At 71.1% G+C, this 18,272-nt stretch carries 22 protein-coding genes and 3 tRNA genes; 11 read left to right on the top strand and 14 right to left on the bottom strand.

Translation table 11 applies throughout. The features are described from left to right. Nucleotides 1-15: 15 nt before the first annotated feature. The 3 genes from C1I97_RS00385 to rplK form a co-directional block, all read right to left on the bottom strand. Nucleotides 16-870: a hypothetical protein gene (locus C1I97_RS00385; RefSeq protein WP_111001197.1), complete on the bottom strand. Its 855-nt coding sequence runs from the start codon at nucleotides 868-870 to the stop codon at nucleotides 16-18. Nucleotides 871-1,011: 141 nt separating this feature from the next. Further along, on the bottom strand, nucleotides 1,012-1,737 hold the full coding sequence (rplA, locus tag C1I97_RS00380; RefSeq protein WP_111001196.1) for a 50S ribosomal protein L1: 726 nt from the start codon (nucleotides 1,735-1,737) through the stop codon (nucleotides 1,012-1,014). Nucleotides 1,738-1,835: 98 nt separating this feature from the next. Then, nucleotides 1,836-2,270 (bottom strand): 50S ribosomal protein L11, encoded by a 435-nt coding sequence (rplK, locus tag C1I97_RS00375; protein ID WP_111001195.1) that lies wholly within the window; start codon nucleotides 2,268-2,270, stop codon nucleotides 1,836-1,838. A gap of 468 nt (nucleotides 2,271-2,738) precedes the next feature. On the opposite strand from rplK, the gene C1I97_RS00370 reads away from it, so the two are divergent. Next, nucleotides 2,739-3,479 (top strand): hypothetical protein, encoded by a 741-nt coding sequence (locus C1I97_RS00370; protein ID WP_111001194.1) that lies wholly within the window; start codon nucleotides 2,739-2,741, stop codon nucleotides 3,477-3,479. Nucleotides 3,480-3,493: 14 nt separating this feature from the next. Here C1I97_RS00370 and nusG read toward each other — a convergent pair whose 3' ends face one another. The 3 genes from nusG to C1I97_RS00355 form a co-directional block, all read right to left on the bottom strand. Continuing rightward, nucleotides 3,494-4,282, bottom strand: a complete 789-nt coding sequence (nusG, locus tag C1I97_RS00365; RefSeq protein ID WP_111001193.1) for a transcription termination/antitermination protein NusG — start codon at nucleotides 4,280-4,282, stop codon at nucleotides 3,494-3,496. 80 nt (nucleotides 4,283-4,362) lie between these two features. After that, nucleotides 4,363-4,650: a preprotein translocase subunit SecE gene (gene secE, locus C1I97_RS00360; protein ID WP_111001192.1), complete on the bottom strand. Its 288-nt coding sequence runs from the start codon at nucleotides 4,648-4,650 to the stop codon at nucleotides 4,363-4,365. Nucleotides 4,651-4,757: 107 nt separating this feature from the next. Further along, nucleotides 4,758-4,830: transfer RNA gene (locus tag C1I97_RS00355), tRNA-Trp, on the bottom strand. Between the two features lie 306 nt (nucleotides 4,831-5,136). On the opposite strand from C1I97_RS00355, the gene C1I97_RS00350 reads away from it, so the two are divergent. Both C1I97_RS00350 and C1I97_RS00345 read left to right on the top strand, forming a co-directional pair. Beyond that, the gene (locus C1I97_RS00350) at nucleotides 5,137-6,363 is read left to right on the top strand and encodes a pyridoxal phosphate-dependent aminotransferase (RefSeq protein ID WP_181446489.1); all 1,227 of its coding nucleotides are present in this window, start codon (nucleotides 5,137-5,139) and stop codon (nucleotides 6,361-6,363) included. A gap of 156 nt (nucleotides 6,364-6,519) precedes the next feature. Beyond that, nucleotides 6,520-7,551 (top strand): adenosine deaminase, encoded by a 1,032-nt coding sequence (locus C1I97_RS00345; protein WP_111001190.1) that lies wholly within the window; start codon nucleotides 6,520-6,522, stop codon nucleotides 7,549-7,551. Between the two features lie 10 nt (nucleotides 7,552-7,561). On the opposite strand, the gene C1I97_RS00340 is transcribed toward C1I97_RS00345, so the two are convergent. The 7 genes from C1I97_RS00340 to C1I97_RS00310 form a co-directional block, all read right to left on the bottom strand. Then, nucleotides 7,562-8,284 (bottom strand): DsbA family protein, encoded by a 723-nt coding sequence (locus C1I97_RS00340; RefSeq protein ID WP_111001189.1) that lies wholly within the window; start codon nucleotides 8,282-8,284, stop codon nucleotides 7,562-7,564. A 58-nt stretch (nucleotides 8,285-8,342) separates the two neighbouring features. Further along, a complete protein-coding gene (locus C1I97_RS00335) occupies nucleotides 8,343-9,398 on the bottom strand; it encodes a UDP-N-acetylmuramate dehydrogenase (protein ID WP_111001188.1) in 1,056 nt (351 codons plus the stop codon). Between the two features lie 66 nt (nucleotides 9,399-9,464). Beyond that, nucleotides 9,465-9,893: a MaoC family dehydratase gene (locus C1I97_RS00330; RefSeq protein ID WP_111001187.1), complete on the bottom strand. Its 429-nt coding sequence runs from the start codon at nucleotides 9,891-9,893 to the stop codon at nucleotides 9,465-9,467. A 7-nt stretch (nucleotides 9,894-9,900) separates the two neighbouring features. After that, on the bottom strand, nucleotides 9,901-10,353 hold the full coding sequence (locus C1I97_RS00325; RefSeq protein WP_111001186.1) for a MaoC family dehydratase N-terminal domain-containing protein: 453 nt from the start codon (nucleotides 10,351-10,353) through the stop codon (nucleotides 9,901-9,903). A gap of 96 nt (nucleotides 10,354-10,449) precedes the next feature. Further along, nucleotides 10,450-10,614: a 50S ribosomal protein L33 gene (gene rpmG, locus C1I97_RS00320; protein WP_003948671.1), complete on the bottom strand. Its 165-nt coding sequence runs from the start codon at nucleotides 10,612-10,614 to the stop codon at nucleotides 10,450-10,452. Nucleotides 10,615-10,700: 86 nt separating this feature from the next. Then, nucleotides 10,701-10,773, bottom strand: a tRNA-Met gene (locus tag C1I97_RS00315). A gap of 46 nt (nucleotides 10,774-10,819) precedes the next feature. Next, a tRNA-Thr gene (locus C1I97_RS00310) sits at nucleotides 10,820-10,892 on the bottom strand. A gap of 197 nt (nucleotides 10,893-11,089) precedes the next feature. Between C1I97_RS00310 and C1I97_RS00305 the strand changes: the two genes are divergently transcribed. From C1I97_RS00305 to C1I97_RS00295, 3 genes are all read left to right on the top strand, one after another. Then, nucleotides 11,090-12,355: an amidohydrolase family protein gene (locus C1I97_RS00305; protein WP_111001185.1), complete on the top strand. Its 1,266-nt coding sequence runs from the start codon at nucleotides 11,090-11,092 to the stop codon at nucleotides 12,353-12,355. Nucleotides 12,356-12,452: 97 nt separating this feature from the next. Continuing rightward, complete coding sequence (locus C1I97_RS00300) at nucleotides 12,453-13,109, top strand: SDR family oxidoreductase (protein WP_111001223.1); 657 nt, start codon at nucleotides 12,453-12,455, stop codon at nucleotides 13,107-13,109. 524 nt (nucleotides 13,110-13,633) lie between these two features. After that, the gene (locus tag C1I97_RS00295; protein WP_111001184.1) at nucleotides 13,634-14,422 is read left to right on the top strand and encodes an NUDIX domain-containing protein; all 789 of its coding nucleotides are present in this window, start codon (nucleotides 13,634-13,636) and stop codon (nucleotides 14,420-14,422) included. Here the strand turns inward: C1I97_RS00295 and C1I97_RS00290 are convergent. Beyond that, nucleotides 14,406-15,413, bottom strand: a complete 1,008-nt coding sequence (locus C1I97_RS00290; protein WP_111001183.1) for an XRE family transcriptional regulator — start codon at nucleotides 15,411-15,413, stop codon at nucleotides 14,406-14,408. The genes C1I97_RS00295 and C1I97_RS00290 overlap by 17 nt on opposite strands. 707 nt (nucleotides 15,414-16,120) lie before the next feature. Between C1I97_RS00290 and C1I97_RS00285 the strand changes: the two genes are divergently transcribed. From C1I97_RS00285 to C1I97_RS00265, 5 genes are read left to right on the top strand one after another with little or no spacing between them, the layout of a single operon-like run. Continuing rightward, a complete protein-coding gene (locus C1I97_RS00285; RefSeq protein ID WP_111001182.1) occupies nucleotides 16,121-16,390 on the top strand; it encodes a DUF6284 family protein in 270 nt (89 codons plus the stop codon). Beyond that, the gene (locus tag C1I97_RS00280; protein WP_181446488.1) at nucleotides 16,390-16,668 is read left to right on the top strand and encodes a DUF6303 family protein; all 279 of its coding nucleotides are present in this window, start codon (nucleotides 16,390-16,392) and stop codon (nucleotides 16,666-16,668) included. Before C1I97_RS00285 ends, C1I97_RS00280 begins: the two co-directional genes overlap by 1 nt. After that, a complete protein-coding gene (locus C1I97_RS00275) occupies nucleotides 16,665-17,519 on the top strand; it encodes a protein spdB (protein WP_111001180.1) in 855 nt (284 codons plus the stop codon). Before C1I97_RS00280 ends, C1I97_RS00275 begins: the two co-directional genes overlap by 4 nt. Beyond that, nucleotides 17,519-17,866 carry an RRQRL motif-containing zinc-binding protein gene (locus C1I97_RS00270; RefSeq protein WP_111001179.1) on the top strand — a complete coding sequence of 116 codons (348 nt, stop codon included), beginning with the start codon at nucleotides 17,519-17,521 and terminating at the stop codon, nucleotides 17,864-17,866. Before C1I97_RS00275 ends, C1I97_RS00270 begins: the two co-directional genes overlap by 1 nt. 1 nt (nucleotide 17,867) lies before the next feature. Next, nucleotides 17,868-18,185 carry a hypothetical protein gene (locus C1I97_RS00265; protein ID WP_111001178.1) on the top strand — a complete coding sequence of 106 codons (318 nt, stop codon included), beginning with the start codon at nucleotides 17,868-17,870 and terminating at the stop codon, nucleotides 18,183-18,185. The last annotated feature ends 87 nt before the right edge of the window (nucleotides 18,186-18,272 follow it).

The following is an 18,272-nucleotide window of genomic DNA, read 5'->3' as shown; positions in this document are numbered from 1 at the left end:
AGGCACCCCTGTGACTCAGGCACCGCTCTGCCCGTCCACCAGATCCTTCGCGTCCCGGGTGTCGCCGGGCGGCGGAGTCTCGGTCGTCACCTTCACCCCGTAGTCCTCGTAGTGGGCGGTCTGGGTCAGCCGGCCCGTCGCCGTCTCGGCCCTCTCCACCTTCTTGACCAGCAGGTCCCGGTCGTCGATCCAGATGTCCACGGTCCGGCCGGTGACACCGGGGTCCCCCGCCTCCACCCTGCCCGTGTAGTGGGTGGCACGTGTGCCCCGCACCCGCTCCTCGCCGACCTTCCTGACGTCGCCGGAGGCCAGCAGCAGCTTCACGCACTGGTGGGGCGCGGTGGCGCGCATCTGGTCCCCGAGACGGGCACCGGATGCTCCGGCGACGGCCTCGACGTCGTCGTACCGGTACCTGAGCCAGTGCCTGCCGCCCGTCCGCGCGGCGAACGCGTCGCCCATGCGCGCGTAGTAGGCGTCGGGCAGGTAGCGGGCCTCCATGGACGTGCTGCCGAGTCGGCGCATGGCGTCGGCGACGGGCCCGTCGGTGTAGGTGATGGTCAGTGTGCCGGTCAGGCCGTCGCTCCAGGAGAGGGCGCCGTCGGCGGTCATGGACATCATCGAGCCCATCGTCGTCCTGGACTCGACGCGGACGGAGTCGGCGCCGCCGGTGGAGCGCGCGACGGCGCGCAGTGCCGCGACCGAACCGGCGCGGGCGGCATCCTCACCGCGGCCCGCGCGGTCGTCGCCGCCGCGGCCTTCGGATGAGCCGGTGACAGCGGTACAGGCGGTGATCACGGCCAGCGCGGTCGCCGCCGCGAGCACGAGGCCCGTCCGGCGTCCGGCGCTCCTCGTCGTGCGTCGCGGTCCCACCCCTGCGCCTCGATCCTCCCCGTGCACCGGCCCCATGCCCGCACGCTAGCGCAGACCGCCGGACCGCGTACCGGAAAGGGAACGGGCCCCGCACCTGGAGCAGGTGCGGGGCCCGTGACCGGTTGAGGTGAGCCGTCAGGCTCAGACCGCGGCCGGGTCCTCCTCGACGAGGAGGTTGCGGGTGCGGTTCGGGTCGACCGGAATGCCGGGGCCCATCGTGGAGGTGATGGCGGCCTTCTTGATGTAGCGACCCTTGGCGGCGGACGGCTTCAGACGGAGGATCTCGTCCAGCGCGGCGCCGTAGTTCTCCACCAGCTTGGTGTCGTCGAACGACGTCTTGCCGATGATGAAGTGCAGGTTCGAGTGCTTGTCGACGCGGAACTCGATCTTGCCGCCCTTGATGTCGGACACGGCCTTGGCGGTGTCCGGGGTGACCGTGCCGGTCTTCGGGTTCGGCATCAGACCACGCGGGCCGAGGACGCGGCCGAGGCGGCCGACCTTGCCCATGAGGTCCGGGGTGGCGACGACGGCGTCGAAGTCCAGACGGCCCTTCGACACCTCGTCGATCAGCTCGTCGGCGCCGACGATGTCGGCGCCCGCGGCACGCGCGGCCTCGGCACGGTCGCCGGTCGCGAAGACCAGGACCCGGGCGGTCTTACCGGTGCCGTGCGGAAGGTTCACGGTGCCACGGACCATCTGGTCGGCCTTGCGCGGGTCGACACCCAGACGGAAGGCGACCTCGACGGTGCCGTCGAACTTGGTCGTGGAGGTCTCCTTGGCGAGACGGACGGCCTCGAGCGGGGCGTACAGCTTCTCCCGGTCGATCTTGGCGTCCGCAGCGCGGAGAGCCTTGCTGCGCTTGCTCACAACTGCTCCTGTGTGTTCTGAAAGGAGTCGTGGTACGGGCCGAGCAGGCCCTGCCACGTGCGGCCTTCACGGCCGCGTACGTACTACGGGGTCGGGGTTCAGCCCTCGACGGTGACGCCCATGGAACGGGCGGTGCCGGCGATGATCTTCTCGGCGGCGTCCAGGTCGTTGGCGTTGAGGTCGGGCAGCTTGGTCTGGGCGATCTCGCGGACCTGCGCCTGGGTGATCTTGGCGACCTTGGTCTTGTGCGGCTCGCCGGAGCCCTTCTCCACGCCCGCGGCCTTGAGGATCATCTTGGCGGCCGGCGGAGTCTTGGTGATGAAGGTGAAGGAACGGTCCTCGTAGACCGTGATCTCCACCGGGATGACCCAACCGCGCTGCGACTCGGTCGCGGCGTTGTAGGCCTTGCAGAACTCCATGATGTTGACGCCGTGCTGGCCCAGCGCGGGGCCGACCGGCGGGGCCGGGTTGGCGGCGCCGGCCTGGATCTGGAGCTTGATGAGCCCCGTGACCTTCTTCTTCTTGGGAGGCATGCTCTCTCTCCGGGTCCTTGCTGAGAGGTTGAGTACCATCTGCGTCCTCGACCTGCTCCGATCGGCGCACGATCTCACAGATGGCATACCGCACCACGATAGCCCCTACCCCCTTGAGACCTGAAATCACCGAGGTCAAGCGGCCTGCGGAAGCATGCGGCGGACGGCCTCGCGCCCATCGGCCCGGTTCGGCCATCGGGCCCATCAGGGAGGACCGTCAGGCGTAAATCGGGTGAAAGCGGAGAAGACCGGCGAGTCAACGGGGACCTCCTTCGCTGACAGCACCCCTACCCGCGGCGCCCACGGCCCTTTCGAACCGTCAGGCGCCCGCGGCGGGAGCGATTCAGAAGGAGTGACACGTTCACCCGTGAGCTTTTTGTCCGCATCGCCCAGGTCCTCTGCATAGGCACGGTCGCCACGCCGGCCTCCACCGCGCCGGCCTCCTCCGCCTCGGCCGCGACGTACAACGTGGGGTGCAGCCAGGCCGCCCTGCGCAAGGCCATCACCCGTACCTCGGGGTCGTTCCGCATCCTCACCGTCGACGGCGGCAACCTGACGCTGCGAGCGGCCGTCATCGCCAACGGCGACGCCACCGGCAGCCCCGTCAGGAGAGGCGCCGGCGGCGGGATCGTCGTCACCGGCAACGGCTCCCTGACCGTCGACGGCAGCGTGATCCGGGACAACCACGCCGACTTCGGCGGCGGCATCAGCGTGTTCAACGGTTCTCAGGCTCGCGTGAACGGGACCGTCGTCAGGGGTAACTCCGCGGCCCAGAACGGCGGCGGCCTCGTCAGCGACGGCAAGTTGACCGTCAACGCCTCGGAGATCGTCAAGAACACGGCCGGCGGCGCGGGCGGCGGCATCGCCAACATCGGGACGCCGACCGTCACCGCCGGCAACATCGCCGACAACACCGCGCAGACCGGCGGCGGCATCGCCAACGGCGTCCCCGCCGCCTCCGGCGGCACCACCACGGTGTCCTTCAGCAACATCAGCCACAACCACGCCGCCGACAACAACCCCGGCGGTATCTACAACAACCAGGGCACCGTGACCCTGCAGGCCACCGTGGTCGCCGGCAACACCCCGAACAACTGCCGCACCAGCCCCACCCCCGTCCCGGCTGCTTCAACTGATCCCCGGACCGCGCCGACACGCACAACGCCCCTGCCGGCGGAAAACCGCCGGCAGGGGCGTGTCGGTCAATGACCGGTGTCAGAAAACTAGTTCTTCTGGATCTGGTCGAAGGAGAGCTCGACCGGCGTCTCGCGGCCGAAGATCTCCACCAGGCCCTTGACCTTCTTCGAGTCGGGGTTGATCTCGTTGATCGTCGCCTGCAGCGTGGCGAACGGGCCGTCGGTGACGGTGACCGAGTCGCCGACCTCGAAGTCCAGCACCTGGACCTCGACCTTGCGCTGCGGAGCCGGCTTGCCCTCGGCCTCGGCGGCCTCGCGGGCGGCCTTCTCCTCGGCCTCCGGGGCGAGCATCTTCACGATCTCGTCCAGCGTCAGCGGGTACGGGTTGAAGGCGTCCCCCACGAAGCCGGTGACGCCCGGGGTGTGGCGGACGGCGCCCCAGGACTGGTCCGTCAGATCCATCCGGACGAGCACGTAACCGGGCAGCTTGTTCTGCCGGACGGTCTTGCGCTCGCCGTTCTTGATCTGGACGATCTCCTCCTCGGGAACCTCGGCCTGGTAGATGAGGTCCTCGACGTTCAGCGAGACGGCGCGCTGCTCCAGGTTGGCCTTCACGCGCTTCTCGTAGCCGGCGTAGGTGTGGATGACGTACCACTCGCCGGGCAGCGTGCGCAGCTCCTCGCGGAGCTTGGCGACCGGGTCGGCCTCGGCCTCCGGCTCCTCCTCGACGTGGACGGCGGCCTCCTCGGCCGGTTCGCCCGCAGCGGCCTCGACAGCCTCGGCCTCGTCGACCTCGTCCGCACCCTCGACGATGTCGAGCTCGTCAGCCACGGACTCGGTCGGCTCGATGGCGTCGTTCAGGTTCGGGTCAGACACGGTGGCTGCTTCTTCCTGGATACATAGGGGTGGAACATGCGAAAGGGGCGCCGGGTACCACGGCGCCCTTCGCTCTTGGCTCAGCCGAAGACGTACTTGGCCGCGTGGTCGAGCCCATAGTCAATCACGGTCACCAGGCCGATCATGATGGTGACGAAGACGATCACCACGGTGGTGTACGTCGTCAGCTGGCTGCGAGTGGGCCAGACGACCTTGCGGAGCTCCGCGATGATCTGGCGGTAGAAGAGGGCAAGGCGCTTCAGCGGGCCCCTCTTGGCACGCTTGCCGCCCTTGCGGGACTTCTTCTTGGACTCCGCTACTTCATCCTGGGCATCAGGCGTGTCGAGGGAGCCCACGGCGTCCGTCATTCGTCCTCACCTGATTCCGGGTCGTGGCCGTGCCGCGCCCGGTCGAGCCGCACGGCGATGCATTGCTGTACGTACATGCGCACACACCCTGGCGATGGCGTGTGTAGCAGGGCCGGAGGGACTCGAACCCCCAACCGCTGGTTTTGGAGACCAGTGCTCTACCAATTGAGCTACGACCCTTTGTGTGTCCCCCAACGTACCGCATCCGACCGGATGCTCGATGTGCATCAGGTACGGCGGCGGCTGCTGAAAGCCAACGAGGTGAGAGTGTACGTGTTCCGGCGCCGGTCGTCGAACGGAAAGCGCCCGAAGGCGCTTCGACGGCGGAAGATCGGCGGCGGATCGCCCGGAAACCGGCCACACCGCCCCCGGCCACGGCGTCCGGGCCGCATCCGTTCCCGCGGGCGCGGGCCCCGGACCGGCAGGGCGGTCCAGGGGGCGAAACCGAAGTACCGCGGCCGTTTCCGGTCTGGAACGATGGGCGGTATGAGCGCTGCAACTCCTCCCACCGAGCGCCGGGTCTCCGCCCGAGTCGGCGCGATCTCCGAGTCCGCCACCCTCGCCGTGGACGCCAAGGCCAAGGCCCTCAAGGCCGCCGGGCGGCCGGTGATCGGCTTCGGCGCCGGTGAGCCGGACTTCCCGACCCCGGACTACATCGTCGAAGCCGCGATCGAGGCCTGCAAGAACCCCAAGTACCACCGGTACACGCCGGCCGGCGGCCTGCCCGAGCTGAAGGCCGCGATCGCCGCCAAGACGCTGCGCGACTCCGGCTGGGAGCCGGACGTCTCGCAGATCCTGGTCACCAACGGTGGCAAGCAGGCCATCTACGAGGCGTTCGCCGCGATCCTCGACCCGGGCGACGAGGTCATCGTGCCGGCGCCGTACTGGACGACGTACCCGGAGTCCATCCGCCTGGCCGGCGGCGTCCCCGTCGAGGTCGTCGCCGACGAGACCACCGGCTACCGCGTGACGGTCGAGCAGCTGGAGGCCGCCCGCACGGAGAAGACCAAGGTCGTCCTCTTCGTCTCCCCCTCCAACCCGACCGGCGCGGTGTACTCCGAGGCCGAGACCGAGGCGATCGGCCGCTGGGCCCTGGAACACGGCCTGTGGGTGCTCACCGACGAGATCTACGAGCACCTGGTCTACGGCGACGCCGTGTCCGTGTCCCTGCCGGCGCTGCTGCCCGAGCTGCGCGACAAGTGCATCGTGGTCAACGGCGTCGCCAAGACGTACGCCATGACCGGCTGGCGCGTGGGCTGGCTCATCGGCCCCAAGGACGTGGTCAAGGCCGCGACGAACCTCCAGTCGCACGCCACGTCGAACGTGTCGAACGTCGCCCAGGCGGCCGCCCTCGCCGCGGTCTCCGGCGACCTGGAGGCGGTCGCGAAGATGCGCGAGGCCTTCGACCGGCGGCGGAAGACCATCGTCCGGATGCTCAACGAGATCGACGGCGTGCTCTGCCCGGAGCCGGAGGGCGCGTTCTACGCCTACCCGTCGGTGAAGGCGCTGATCGGCAAGGAGATCCGCGGCAAGCGCCCGCAGAACTCGGTGGAGCTGGCCGCGCTCATCCTGGAGGAGGCCGAGGTCGCGGTCGTCCCGGGCGAGGCGTTCGGCACGCCGGGCTATCTGCGGCTGTCGTACGCCCTCGGTGACGAGGACCTGGTGGAGGGCGTGAGCCGGATCCAGAAGCTCCTGGCGGAGGCGCGGGACTGAGGTCCGCTCCTTCGTACGGGTTTTTCGTACGGCTTTTCGTACGGGGCCCGCAACCTGCTCCGGTGAGGAGGTTGCGGGCTCCTTCGTTTGTGCGAGCAAGACCACGAAAGGGGAAACGGCTACCGGGACGTGGGGGACGTGCGGCACGATCCAGGGATGGAGCGTGTACGTGATCTCTCTGAGCTGCCGAAAGCCCATCTGCACCTGCACTTCACCGGGTCGATGCGGCCCACCACCCTGCTGGAGCTGGCCGACAAGTACGGCGTACGGCTGCCCGAGGCGCTGACGGAGGCCCTGTTCAGCGGGGAGCCGCCGAAGCTGCGGGCGACGGACGAGCGGGGCTGGTTCCGCTTCCAGCGGCTGTACGACGCGGCGCGCTCCTGCCTGCGCGAGCCGGAGGACATCCGGCGCCTGGTGCGGGAGGCCGCCGAGGAGGACGTCAGGGACGGCTCCGGGTGGCTGGAGATCCAGGTCGACCCGACCTCGTACGCCCCGCGCCTGGGCGGGCTGATCCCGGCGCTGGAGATCATCCTGGACGCGGTGGAGACGGCCTCGCGCGAGACGGGTTTGGGGATGCGGGTGCTGGTCGCCGCGAACCGTATGAAGCACCCCCTGGACGCGCGCACGCTGGCCCGGCTGGCCGTGCGCTACCGGGACCGCGGCGTGGTCGGCTTCGGTCTGTCGAACGACGAACGCCGGGGCATGGCGCGGGACTTCGACCGGGCGTTCACGATCGCGCGGTCCGGCGGCCTGTTCGCGGCCCCGCACGGCGGCGAGCTGACCGGCCCGGCCTCGGTCCGCGACTGCCTGGACGACCTGCAGGCCCACCGGGTGGGCCACGGGGTGCGCGCGGCGGAGGACCCGCACCTGCTGCGGCGCCTCGCCGACCGGGGCGTGACCTGCGAGGTGTGTCCGGCGTCGAACGTGGCCCTCGGGGTGTACGACAAGCCGGAGGACGTCCCCCTGCGCAGACTCTTCGAGGCCGGCGTCCCGATGGCCCTGGGCGCCGACGACCCCCTCCTGTTCGGCTCCCGCCTGGCGGCCCAGTACGACATCGCCCGCCGCCATCACGCCTTCACGGACGCCGAACTGGCGGAACTCGCCCGTCAGTCGATCCGCGCGTCGGCGGCCCCGGAGGACGTCCGGGCGAAGCTGCTGTCGGGGGTGGACGAGTGGCTGACGGGCTGAGCCGCGTCGGTCAGGGGCGGGCTGTGACGCCGATCACCATGGGCAGCATGTCCTTGTCGAAGATGCCTCCGGACAGGTGATCGGGGATGGCCCTGCCGTTGACCTTCAGCGTGGGCGTGCCGGACACCCCCGACTTCTGGAAGGCATTCTCGGAGGCCGTCACGAAGTCCCGGTGCTTCATGCCCTTGACCGCCGCGTCGAAGTCCGTGCCGCGCAGGCCCGGGACCTGGGAGGCCCTGTCGAGCAGGAACGCGTCGGTGTAGCCGTCGACGGCTTCCTCGGGCTGGTGGGCGAAGAGCGCCTCGTGGTACTCGACGAACTTGCCCGCCTCCAGGGCGGCCCGCAGGGCGTTGGCGGCCTTCTTCGAGCCCTGGCCGCCGAGCTTGTCGTCGAGGAACGAGGCGAGCGTGTACTCGGCCCGGACCTCGCCGGACAGGACCATCTCGCGCAGGGCCTCGCCGCCGCCCTGGGTCTCGAACTGCTCACAGAGCGGGCAGCGCATGTCCTCGTACACGTGGACGACGATCTTCGCGCGCGGGGATCCGACGCGGACGGTGGAGCCGTCTGGCGCGAGCGTCTCGGGGATCTCCTCCACGCCCTTGTACGCCGTCGGTGCGTCCGGCTTCCCGTCCCCGGCCCCGGCGTGTCTCCCGCCGCACCCCGTGGCGAGCACGCCCACCAGGACGGCCGCGGCCGCGGCCGCGAGGACACGTCTGGCGCGTCGCTCCCCCATGGCATTCCCCTCCCCTTGTTCCGTTCGTGTCCTGTGAACCTACCGGCAGTCGCGGTGCCTACAGGGTCACGCCCACCGTCACCGGCTCGTTGACCAGGGTGACGCCGAAGGTCTCGCGGACGCCGGCCACGACCTCGCGGGCCAGGGTCAGCAGGTCCTCCGTGGTCGCGCCGCCGCGGTTGGTGAGGGCGAGGGTGTGCTTGGTGGAGAGGCGGGCCGGGCCGGTGCCGTAGCCCTTGGTGAAGCCCGCCTTGTCGATCAGCCAGGCCGCGGAGGTCTTGGTGTGGCCCTGACCCGCCGAGTACGCGGGCGGCTCGACGCCCTCGCCCAGCCGGTCCCGTACACGTGCGCGGAAGGCGGCGAAGTCGGCGTCCGTGAGGATCGGGTTGGTGAAGAAGGAGCCGGCCGACCAGGTGTCGTGGTCCTCGGGGTCCAGCACCATGCCCTTTCCGGCGCGCAGCTTCAGCACCGTGTCGCGAGCGGTGGCGAGCGGCACCCGGTCGCCCACCTCGACGCCGAGGGCGCGGGCGGTCTCGGCGTACTTGACGGGCGCCGACAGTCCGTCCGCGTCCTCCAGCCGGAAGCGGACGCGCAGGACGACGTACCGCTCGGGGTCGGCCTTGAAGCGGCTGTGGCGGTAGGAGAACGCGCACTCCTCGTTCGCCAGGGTCACCGTCTCGCCGGCCCGGCGGTCGTAGGCGACGACCTCGGTGATCGTGGCGGACACCTCCTGGCCGTACGCCCCGACGTTCTGGATCGGGGTCGCGCCCGCGGAGCCGGGGATGCCGGACAGGCACTCGACGCCCGCGAGGCCGGCCTCGACGGTGCGGGCGACCGCGTCGGTCCACACCTCGCCGGCGGCCAGCTCCAGCGTCGTACCGCTGAGCTCGAAACCGCGGGTGGCGATGCGCAGGGCGGTGCCGTCGAAGCCCTTGTCGCCGATGACCAGGTTGGAGCCGCCGCCGATGACCAGCAGCGGCGTACCCCCGGCGTCGGCCTCGCGGACGGCGTCGATCACCTCGGCGTCGGTGGTCGCGGTGATCAGCCGAGTCGCGGGGCCGCCCAGACGGAGGGTGGTCAGCGGGGCCAGAGGCGCGTCGTGGAGTTCCTGCACGCGCCCAAGACTACGAGACCCCACTGACAGCCCCGCACCCCGACGGCCACGGGGCGGTGGTGGCCGTCAGGCCAGTCGTACGACCGCCCGGGACATCCCGAGGACCTTCTGCCCGCCGCTCATGGCCGTCAGGTCGATCCGTACGATGTTGTCGTCGAGCTTGGCCGCCACCTTGCCGGCGACCTCGATCAGGGCGCCCTTGTCGTCGTCCGGGACGACGACGGGCTTGGTGAAGCGGACGCCGTACTCGACGACGGCGCCGGGGTCGCCGGCCCAGTCGGTGACGACGCGGATCGCCTCGGCCATGGTGAACATGCCGTGCGCGATCACGTCCGGCAGCCCGACCTCCTTGGCGAACCTCTCGTTCCAGTGGATGGGGTTGAAGTCCCCGGAGGCGCCCGCGTACTGGACGAGGGTGGCGCGGGTCACGGGGAAGGACCGGGCCGGAAGCTCGGTGCCGACCTCGACGTCGTCGTAAGCGATCTTCGCTGTCATCGGTTCCTCACGCCTCCTCGGCCGCGCGGGCCACCAGCTTGGTCCAGGCGGTCACGACGTGTTCTCCGGCCTCGTCGTGCACCTCGCCGCGGACGTCCAGGATGTCGTTGCCGGCCAGGGACTTGACCGCCTCGATGGTGGAGGTGACGGTGAGCCGGTCGCCGGCGCGCACGGGCCGGGTGTAGGCGAACTTCTGGTCGCCGTGCACCACGCGGCTGTAGTCGAGGCCGAGCTGCGGGTCCTCGATGACCTGTCCGGCGGCCTTGAAGGTGATCGCGAAGACGAAGGTCGGCGGCGCGATCACATCCGGGTGGCCGAGCGCCTTGGCGGCCTCCGGGTCCGTGTAGGCCGGGTTGGCGTCTCCCACCGCCTCCGCGAACTCACGGATCTTCTCCCGCCCGACCTCGTAGGGGGCGGTGGGCGGATAGGACCGCCCCACGAAGGACTGGTCGAGCGCCATGGCTCGGCACCTCCTGGTGTCAGCTGGGGTTTTCCCACATGAAACAACATGAGGCCGCCCCCTGGTGCGGGGGCGGCCTCATGGATGAGTTGTGTTTTATCGCGTCTCGCGGTGCGCGGTGTGCGCGTTGCAACGCGGGCAGTGCTTCTTCATCTCAAGACGGTCCGGGTTGTTGCGCCGGTTCTTCTTGGTGATGTAGTTCCGCTCCTTGCACTCCACGCAGGCCAGCGTGATCTTCGGGCGGACGTCGGTGGCAGCCACGTGAGTGCTCCTTGACGAACGGGTAGGTTTTCAACGCAGAAAGAGTAGCCGATCGAAGGACCGACCCCGCAATCGGCTACTTGGAGTAGCGGTGACCGGACTTGAACCGGTGACACAGCGATTATGAGCCGCTTGCTCTACCGACTGAGCTACACCGCTGTGATGCGATCGGGTCCCGCCTGACGACGGGAACCTCTCACACCAGAGCCCCAAAACGGAATCGAACCGTTGACCTTCTCCTTACCATGGAGACGCTCTGCCGACTGAGCTATTGGGGCGAGCGAGGAAGACATTACACGCTCCGCAGCCCTACACCCAAATCCAATTCGCCGCGCCGTCCCGCCGCGCGGCCACGCCGGTACGACTATTGCGCTCCTCCCTCGTCGGACCCGGTGGCCGCCCTAGGCTCGACCCACTCTGCGTGATCTTGCGTCCCGCGCGCGGCCACGCGGTCCGTGTCCCCACCTGGAGTGCGATGCCCCCCGGTCAGCCGCAGCCGCCCCACTCGTCCTCCTCGCCGGGCTCGTCCGGACGGACGGGCCCGGACGGGCTGCTGCTGTGCGGGGCCCGGCTGGCCGACGGCCGGACCGTGGACGTACGGCTGGCCGGCGGGCGCATCGAGGCGGTCGGCACCGCCGGCAGCCTCGATGCCGGCGGGCCGCGGGACAGGGGCGCGCGCGTGGACCTCGGCGGCTACCTGCTCCTGCCGGCCCCGGTCGAGCCCCACGCCCACCTGGACACCGCCCTGACCGCCGACGGCGGCGGCCCGGTGTCGTACGACCCGGAGGACGTCCAGCGCCGGACGACCGAGGCCGCGCTGCTGCAACTGGGGCACGGGGCGACGGCCGTGCGCGCACACGTACGCGTGGGTGACGTCCAGGGGCTCGGTGTCCTGACGGCCGTCCTGCGGGCGCGGCGGGCGCTGCGCGGGCTCACCGGGCTGACGACGGTGGCGGTGCCGCGCGTGCTCACCGGTACGGCCGGCGCCGAGGGCCTGGCGATGCTGCGGGACGCGGTGAAGGCGGGCGCGTGCGTGGTGGGCGGCTGCCCGGACGTGGACCCCGACCCCACGGGCTACGTCGAGGCGGTCCTCGAGGTCGCCTCCGAGCACGGCTGCCCCGTCGACCTGCACACCGACGGGGCCGACCCGGCCCGTCTGGCGCGCATCGCGGCGATGGCGGGCGGGCTGCGCCCCGGAGTGGCACTGGGTCCCTGCGGCGGTCTGTCCCGGCTGCCGGCCGGGGCCGCCGCGCGGGCCGCGGACCGACTGGCCGCGGCCGGGGTGGCGGTGGTGTGCCTGCCCCAGGGCGGCTGCGGGGACGCCGAGGGGCGGGACACGGCTCCGGTGCGGCTGCTGCGGGCGGCCGGGGTGCGGGTGGCCGCGGGCAGCGGCGCCCTGCGGGACGTGTCGAACCCGGTGGGGCGCGGCGACCCGCTGGAGGCGGCGTACCTGCTGGCCTCCCGCCACGGGCTGCGCCCCGAGGACGCCTACGACGCGGTGAGCGCGTCGGCCCGCGCGGTGCTCGGCCTGCCCGAGGTGCGGGTAGAGGCGGGCTTTCCCGCCGAGCTGCTCGCGGTGCGCGGCGACCGGCTCGCGGGGGCGCTGTCGCTCGGGTACAGCCGGGTCGTGGTGCACCGCGGGCGCGTGGTGGCACGTACGAGCGCGGTACGGGAGTTCTGCGACTCGGCCGCCATCGCGGAGCTGGGGCTGCCGCGGCAGGGGCGGGGCGAGCTGTCGTGACGCGGTGTACGGGTGTACGGGGGTGTACGGGTGTGTGCCCCGGGACGCGCCCGAAGTCGTGCGGCGGATGCGGCCGTTCGGGCGTACGGTCGGAGACATGCGCATTGTCATCGCTGGTGGTCATGGTCAGATCGCGCTGCGGCTGGAGCGGCTGCTCGCCGCACGCGGGGACGAGGTGGCGGGGATCATTCGCCGCGCCGAGCAGAGCGAGGACCTGCGGGCGGCCGGTGTTGAACCGATCGTGCTCGACCTGGAGTCGGCGTCGGTCGAGGAGGTCGCGGAGCGGCTGCGGGGTGCCGACGCGGCGGTGTTCGCGGCGGGCGCGGGCCCGGGCAGCGGCGCGGCACGCAAGGACACGGTGGACAAGGGCGCGGCGGTGCTGTTCGCGGACGCGGCGGTACGCGCGGGCGTGCGCCGGCATCTGGTCGTGTCGTCGATGGGCGCGGACGCGGGGCACAAGGGCGACGAGGTCTTCGACGTCTACCTGCGCGCCAAGGGCGCGGCCGACGACCACGTCCGCGGCCAGGAGGCCCTGGACTGGACGATCCTGCGCCCCGGGGCGCTGACGAACGACGCCGGCACCGGCCTCGTACGCCTGGAGGCCCACACCGGCCGCGGCGCGATCCCCCGCGACGACGTGGCCGCCGTCCTGGCCGAACTGGTCGACACTCCCGCCACCGCCGGCCTGACCCTGGAACTCGTCAGCGGCTCGGCACCGGTGTCGGTCGCGGTGAAGTCGGTGGCCGGCAACTGAGTGGGCGTCACCCCTCCACGAAAAACCCCCTCCGGTCTACGTCTCCGCAGACAGAGGGGGTCTTCTCAGTGTGGCGGCGCCAGGATTCGAACCTGGGAAGGCTGAGCCGGCAGATTTACAGCGGGCCGCCGCTGCGGCCGGTGACCTGCTCTTTCCTCATCCAACCGCCCGTCGGGGGGACACATGGGGGAATCGGCCGTTCGTCGGGGCCTGTCAGGCACCCCCGAACCGCAGGGCGCCCTGAACGGCGCTGCGGACGGGAGCGCTATGCCCTACGGGCGCTGAGAGGCATGGCCAGGGCATGATCCGGCGCGGGTGCTGCGCGAGATCGAAGCGTTGCTATGCCCTACGGGCGTTAAGAGGCGTGGCCAGCCTAATTGAGCTGGTCGTTCCTGCCATACGGGGGTCCCTGCCCCACAGGTGTCCCATGGCCCGCTTGGGAAGCATCGAATACGACCGGAGGAAGTGTGACCCCTGCCCGTTACGCTGGTACGCACCACGGCAGAACGGAGAGTGCTCCGCGGATGGGACCGAAGACGACCAAGGTTTACGAGACGCTTCGGAAGCGACTGGCGTCCGGCGAGTACGCCCCCGGTGACAAGTTCCCGTCGGAGCGCGCGCTGGTCGAAGAGCTCGGCATCGGCCGGACGGCACTGCGGCAAGTGCTCGCCCGCCTGGTGACCGAGGGAGCGTTGGAGGTGCGGGGCCGGAGTTCCTACCGGGTACCGGGCGCGGTGAGCGTCGAACGGCCGGACGGCGTGGAGCCGTGGCGCATCCACGGTGAGCGCGACCTGTACGACAACCGATGGGTGAAACTTCAGCTCTGGGATGTGGAACCGCCCGGAGTGAAGCGGTTCGAGCACCACGTGGTGCGGCTGCACCGCGTCGCCGTCACTGCGGTGCTGGACGACCAAGACCGCGTGCTCATGATGTGGCGGTACCGCTTCGTACCGCAGCAGTTCGGTTGGGAGCTCCCGGGCGGCATCGTTGACGCCGGAGAGGACCCAGCGGCCACGGCGCTGCGGGAAGTCGTCGAAGAGACCGGGTGGCGCCCGAAGTCGCTGGAACACGTCGTGACCTATCAGCCCATGGTCGGCATGGTCGACTCGCCGCACGAGATCTTCGTGGGCCGCGGCGCGGAAAAGGTCGGCGAGCCGAGCGACCTTGAGGAGGCGGGTCACATCGAGTGGGTTCCCCTGGCGGACGTTCCGGGGCTCATGGCCCGCGGTGAGCTGATGGGGTCCGGCACCCTCGTTGCCCTGCTGCACATCCTGGCGAGCCGGCGCGGGCAGGGAGTCACAGCCGCGCGCTGAGCATGTCGACACGGCGGCGCTGCCGCACCGAACCGGTGCGGCTCGCCAACAGCCGGGCCTGCCTCAGATGGGTGTGGGCATCGTCGTACTCGGCTCGGGTGAGGTGTGCCTGCGCCAAGTCGGTGTGCAGCCCGGCCCGCGCCCGCACGAACGTCGGATCCATCCCTTCCAGCGCCCCGTACAGACTCGTGACCGCGTCGCCGTCACCGAGCAAGGCGAGCACGTTGCCGTGCCATCGGGCGAGATGCACGTCGTTCAGGAAGATGCTCAGCATGTCGGGGTCCCGGTCCTCCGGGCCCGGCGGGATGCTGGCCATGGCAGCATCGAGCGCGCGTCGGCAGTCGTCCGGCATGCCGGCGTGAGCACACATTTCCGCCTCTGCGGCGTACAGCCATGCCCGGAGCCGTGCCGAACCGGCCTGGCCGACCGTGCGCCGGGCGTCCCGAACGAGGTCGACACCGAGCGCCGGGCGGCCAGCCTCACAGAGCACGTACGCCTGTTCCGCCATGGCGTGGGCGAGGTACATCGGAGCCTCAGCGTCTCGCGCTGCCCGCTTGGCGAGTTCGTAGTGTCGCCACGCTCGTTCGACCGCTCCGGAGTCGATTGCCTGCCACGCCGCGAGGGTCGATGCACCCGCGAGTGCGAGCGCCACGGGCCGACGCGCGGTAGGCAGTACGGCGAAGTTGAGCGCGTCTTCCAAGGCGGCAAGGTGGCCCGTCATCTGGTCGACCAGACCGGCCGCGCCCATCTGCCGGTCCATGGTGCGGAGCAACTCGGTTTGGTCGTTGAACGCCTTCACCATGGACTCGCTGACGCTACTGGCCGCATCAATCCGGCTGAGCAGTTCGTCGTAGCCGTCGGCCGACGGCGCCACTGGCACCGGCGTGGCGTCCCTCAACTCGGTGTCGGTCACTCCGAGAAGCTGCCGCAGGATCGCCGCGTAGCGGTCCGAGATGGTGCGCTTGCCGTTCTCCCACTCGGACACGTACACCCGCAGACTCGCGGTTGATGCAACGTCCGTGACGTTCCGTCGGGCGTACTGCTCAATCTCGCGAACTAGTCGCTCCTGAGACCAGCCGCGCGCCGTCCGCGCGCTCCGAAGTCCTGTGCTCACAGGCCACCGTCCGGCGATAGATGCCCTCAACTGACGCTCCCAGCATGCCGCATATTGCCGCAGGTCAACAGGGGTTAACAGGACGGGTGTTAAGCCCTGTTGGCTACCGATCGCCCTGCCTGAAGCGGTCTTCTGGAGAGGCACCGCAACGAGGTGAACGCCACCCGATTCGGCGAACCACCTTGACTCTGGTGCGCACCAGTTGCACTCTACTGGTGCGCACCAGATTTCGGGCTCGCGTCCGGTCTGTGGTGTGCACGCGATGGGCGCCGTGTTCACGAACGCGGCGCCAAGGGGCCCGGGACAGAGCGGGCCGAGGGACCCGGACCCCTGGTCAACCGGAGGGCTGAGACCGAAAGGTCACGTCTCCATACGCCTGAAACGGGAGCGCGCTCCCGAAGGAGACAGCGAAACATGCTCAACCTCTCCGCAGCCCACTGCTGCGGCCGGTTGCCTCCGCTGCTCGTCTCGTACGAGCAGCGCCGAGGGGAGCCGGACAGTCCGACTTCAACGGCGCGCGGCCCCGGTGCTGGAACACCGGGGCCGCTGTTCGGGCCGTTCCTGTCTGAGAGGAACACGACCCAATGAACCACATCGTCACTGTTCAGGACGCTGTTACCGCGTTCGCCGACTGGATCGAGCCGACGGCCGCGGAACTGGACGCGATCGAGGAGGAGATGCCCGTCATCCTGGCGGACGTCGACCTGCTCGACGCGCAGATCCTCACCCTGGACCGCACGCCGACCGAGCTGGACGCCCGCCGCATCCGCCGGGCCCGCCGCCGGGCGCTGGCCGCCCGGGTCGCACTGCTCAACCGTACGGCCGGCGCGCTGCTGCCGGGGGGTGCGGCGTGATGACGCTGACCGCGCAGATGTCGAGCAACGGCGGGCCGTGGCGCCTGTACGTCGCCCTGCTCGGAGCAACCCAGTGGCCCACCTTCCGGTGGGAGCGGCCCGGCCCGGTGCCCACCGTGGCGGAGCGCCGTAAGGTGCTGGCCGCGCTCGGCTACGAGGTGGCGCCCGGCGCGGAGTGGTCGTGGCTGGAGGACAGCCGCGACCCCGACGACGACGCCACCCCGGTCGTCCTGATCGCCGCCGTCGCCGTCCGGCCGCGAGAGGCGGTGCCGGCATGAAGGCCAAGACCGTACTGCCCGCCGTGACGATGACGGCCGTCTCGATGGTCCTCACCCTGGCCGTCGTCGTCATGTGGCTGGGCACGGCCATGCCGTGGCCCGTCGCCCTGGTCGTCGGTCTGGGCATCGACGGCGGATGGCTGGCCACCCTCGCCTACGAGCGCCGGCTGGCCGCACAGGGCGACCACAACCGCGCGGTCACCGCCGTCGGCTGGTCCTTCGGCCTCATCGCGGCCGGCGTCCTAATCGCGCACGCCCTGACCGCCGAGGAGTCCGCCGGCGCGTGGCTGGCCGTGGCCTGGCTGCCCATCGCGGCCAAGGCCCTGTGGCTGGTGCACGGTCTGTGGGAGCGCACCGCGCTCACCCCGGTGGCGCTGGACGCGATCCGCGGCATCCAGCAGGAGGCCCGCGACGAAGCGGCCGTGGCCCGCGCCCGGCTGCGCGCCGAAGCCGTCACCGAGGAGACGCGGCTGACGGCCGTGACGCAGGCCGGCGCCCGCGTCGCCCGCGTCCAGGCCAAGACCGCGCAGACCCTCGCGGGCGCGTGGTCGACGCTGGAGACGGCGCGCGCGGGCGAGGACACCGGACGGGCACTGACCTGCGTGACGACCCGCGTCACGCCCGGCGTCACGCCCCGCTGGGAACTGCCCGTGTGGGGGCCCACCGAGCCGGTGCCCGCGCTGGAGACGGCGCCCGCCCTCACCGACGCGGCCCTTGATGCGCTGGTCGAGGAGATCCGCAACAGCGAGACCCCGGCCCTGTCCTACCGGGAGATGGCCACCCGGTTCCGGGCGGCCGGCCACTCCGCCTCCGAGGTCCGCCTGCGGGCCGCGTGGAAGCGCGTGGCGTGATGGGGGCGCTGCCGGTGTTCCGGTGGCGCCTCGCCCCGGACGGATACGCCACCCGCCGCCAGTTGCGGGCGCACGGCCTGCGGCCCGGCGGGCAGCCCGTCGCTGCCGAGTTGCAGCGCCCGCGCCGCCGGCGCGGCCCGCTGGTCGCCTACCTCTACCGCATCGAGCTGGCCAAGCCGGTCCGGCCCATGACCCCCGCGAGACGGGCGGCGCTGGCCAAGGCCAACGCCGCCCGCCGCACCTGCCCCGAGTGCCGACGCGACGCCGGATACGTCATCCCGCCCTCGCTCGGCACGTGCGTTCCCTGCGCCTACCCCGACCACTCCGAATCCCCGAGGAGTACCTGACATGGGCAAGCCCGACACCCGCCGTGTGGACCGCGAGATCCGGAAGACGAACCGCAAGCTGGAGGCCGTGCGCGAGCGGGAGATGTGGCCGCTGGACGGCCGCGAGCGCCGCGCGATCCTCGCCGCCATGGCCGGCGGCTCCTACCGGGTCGTCCGGGGCCGCAGCACCGACCACGCCGACCGCCGCCTTGAGTCCGCCTGGAGCAGCGCCGAGACCCGGCTGATCGCGGAGATCACCGCCCTGCAGACCGAGCGGCAGCGCATCGTCACCGAGGCCGCCGCCGCCAAGTCCGCCAAGAAGTCCTCCGGCTGGTGGTGACGCGGCCCCCGACGGCCCGCACCGGCACCCGACCCGCACCACACCCCGGCGGGGTGGCCGCAGCCGCGACCGGCACGGCCACCCCTG

This window comes from Streptomyces sp. NTH33 (assembly GCF_003236365.1).
GTDB lineage: Bacteria > Actinomycetota > Actinomycetes > Streptomycetales > Streptomycetaceae > Streptomyces.
This window is presented reverse-complemented; position numbering and strand designations above follow the sequence as displayed.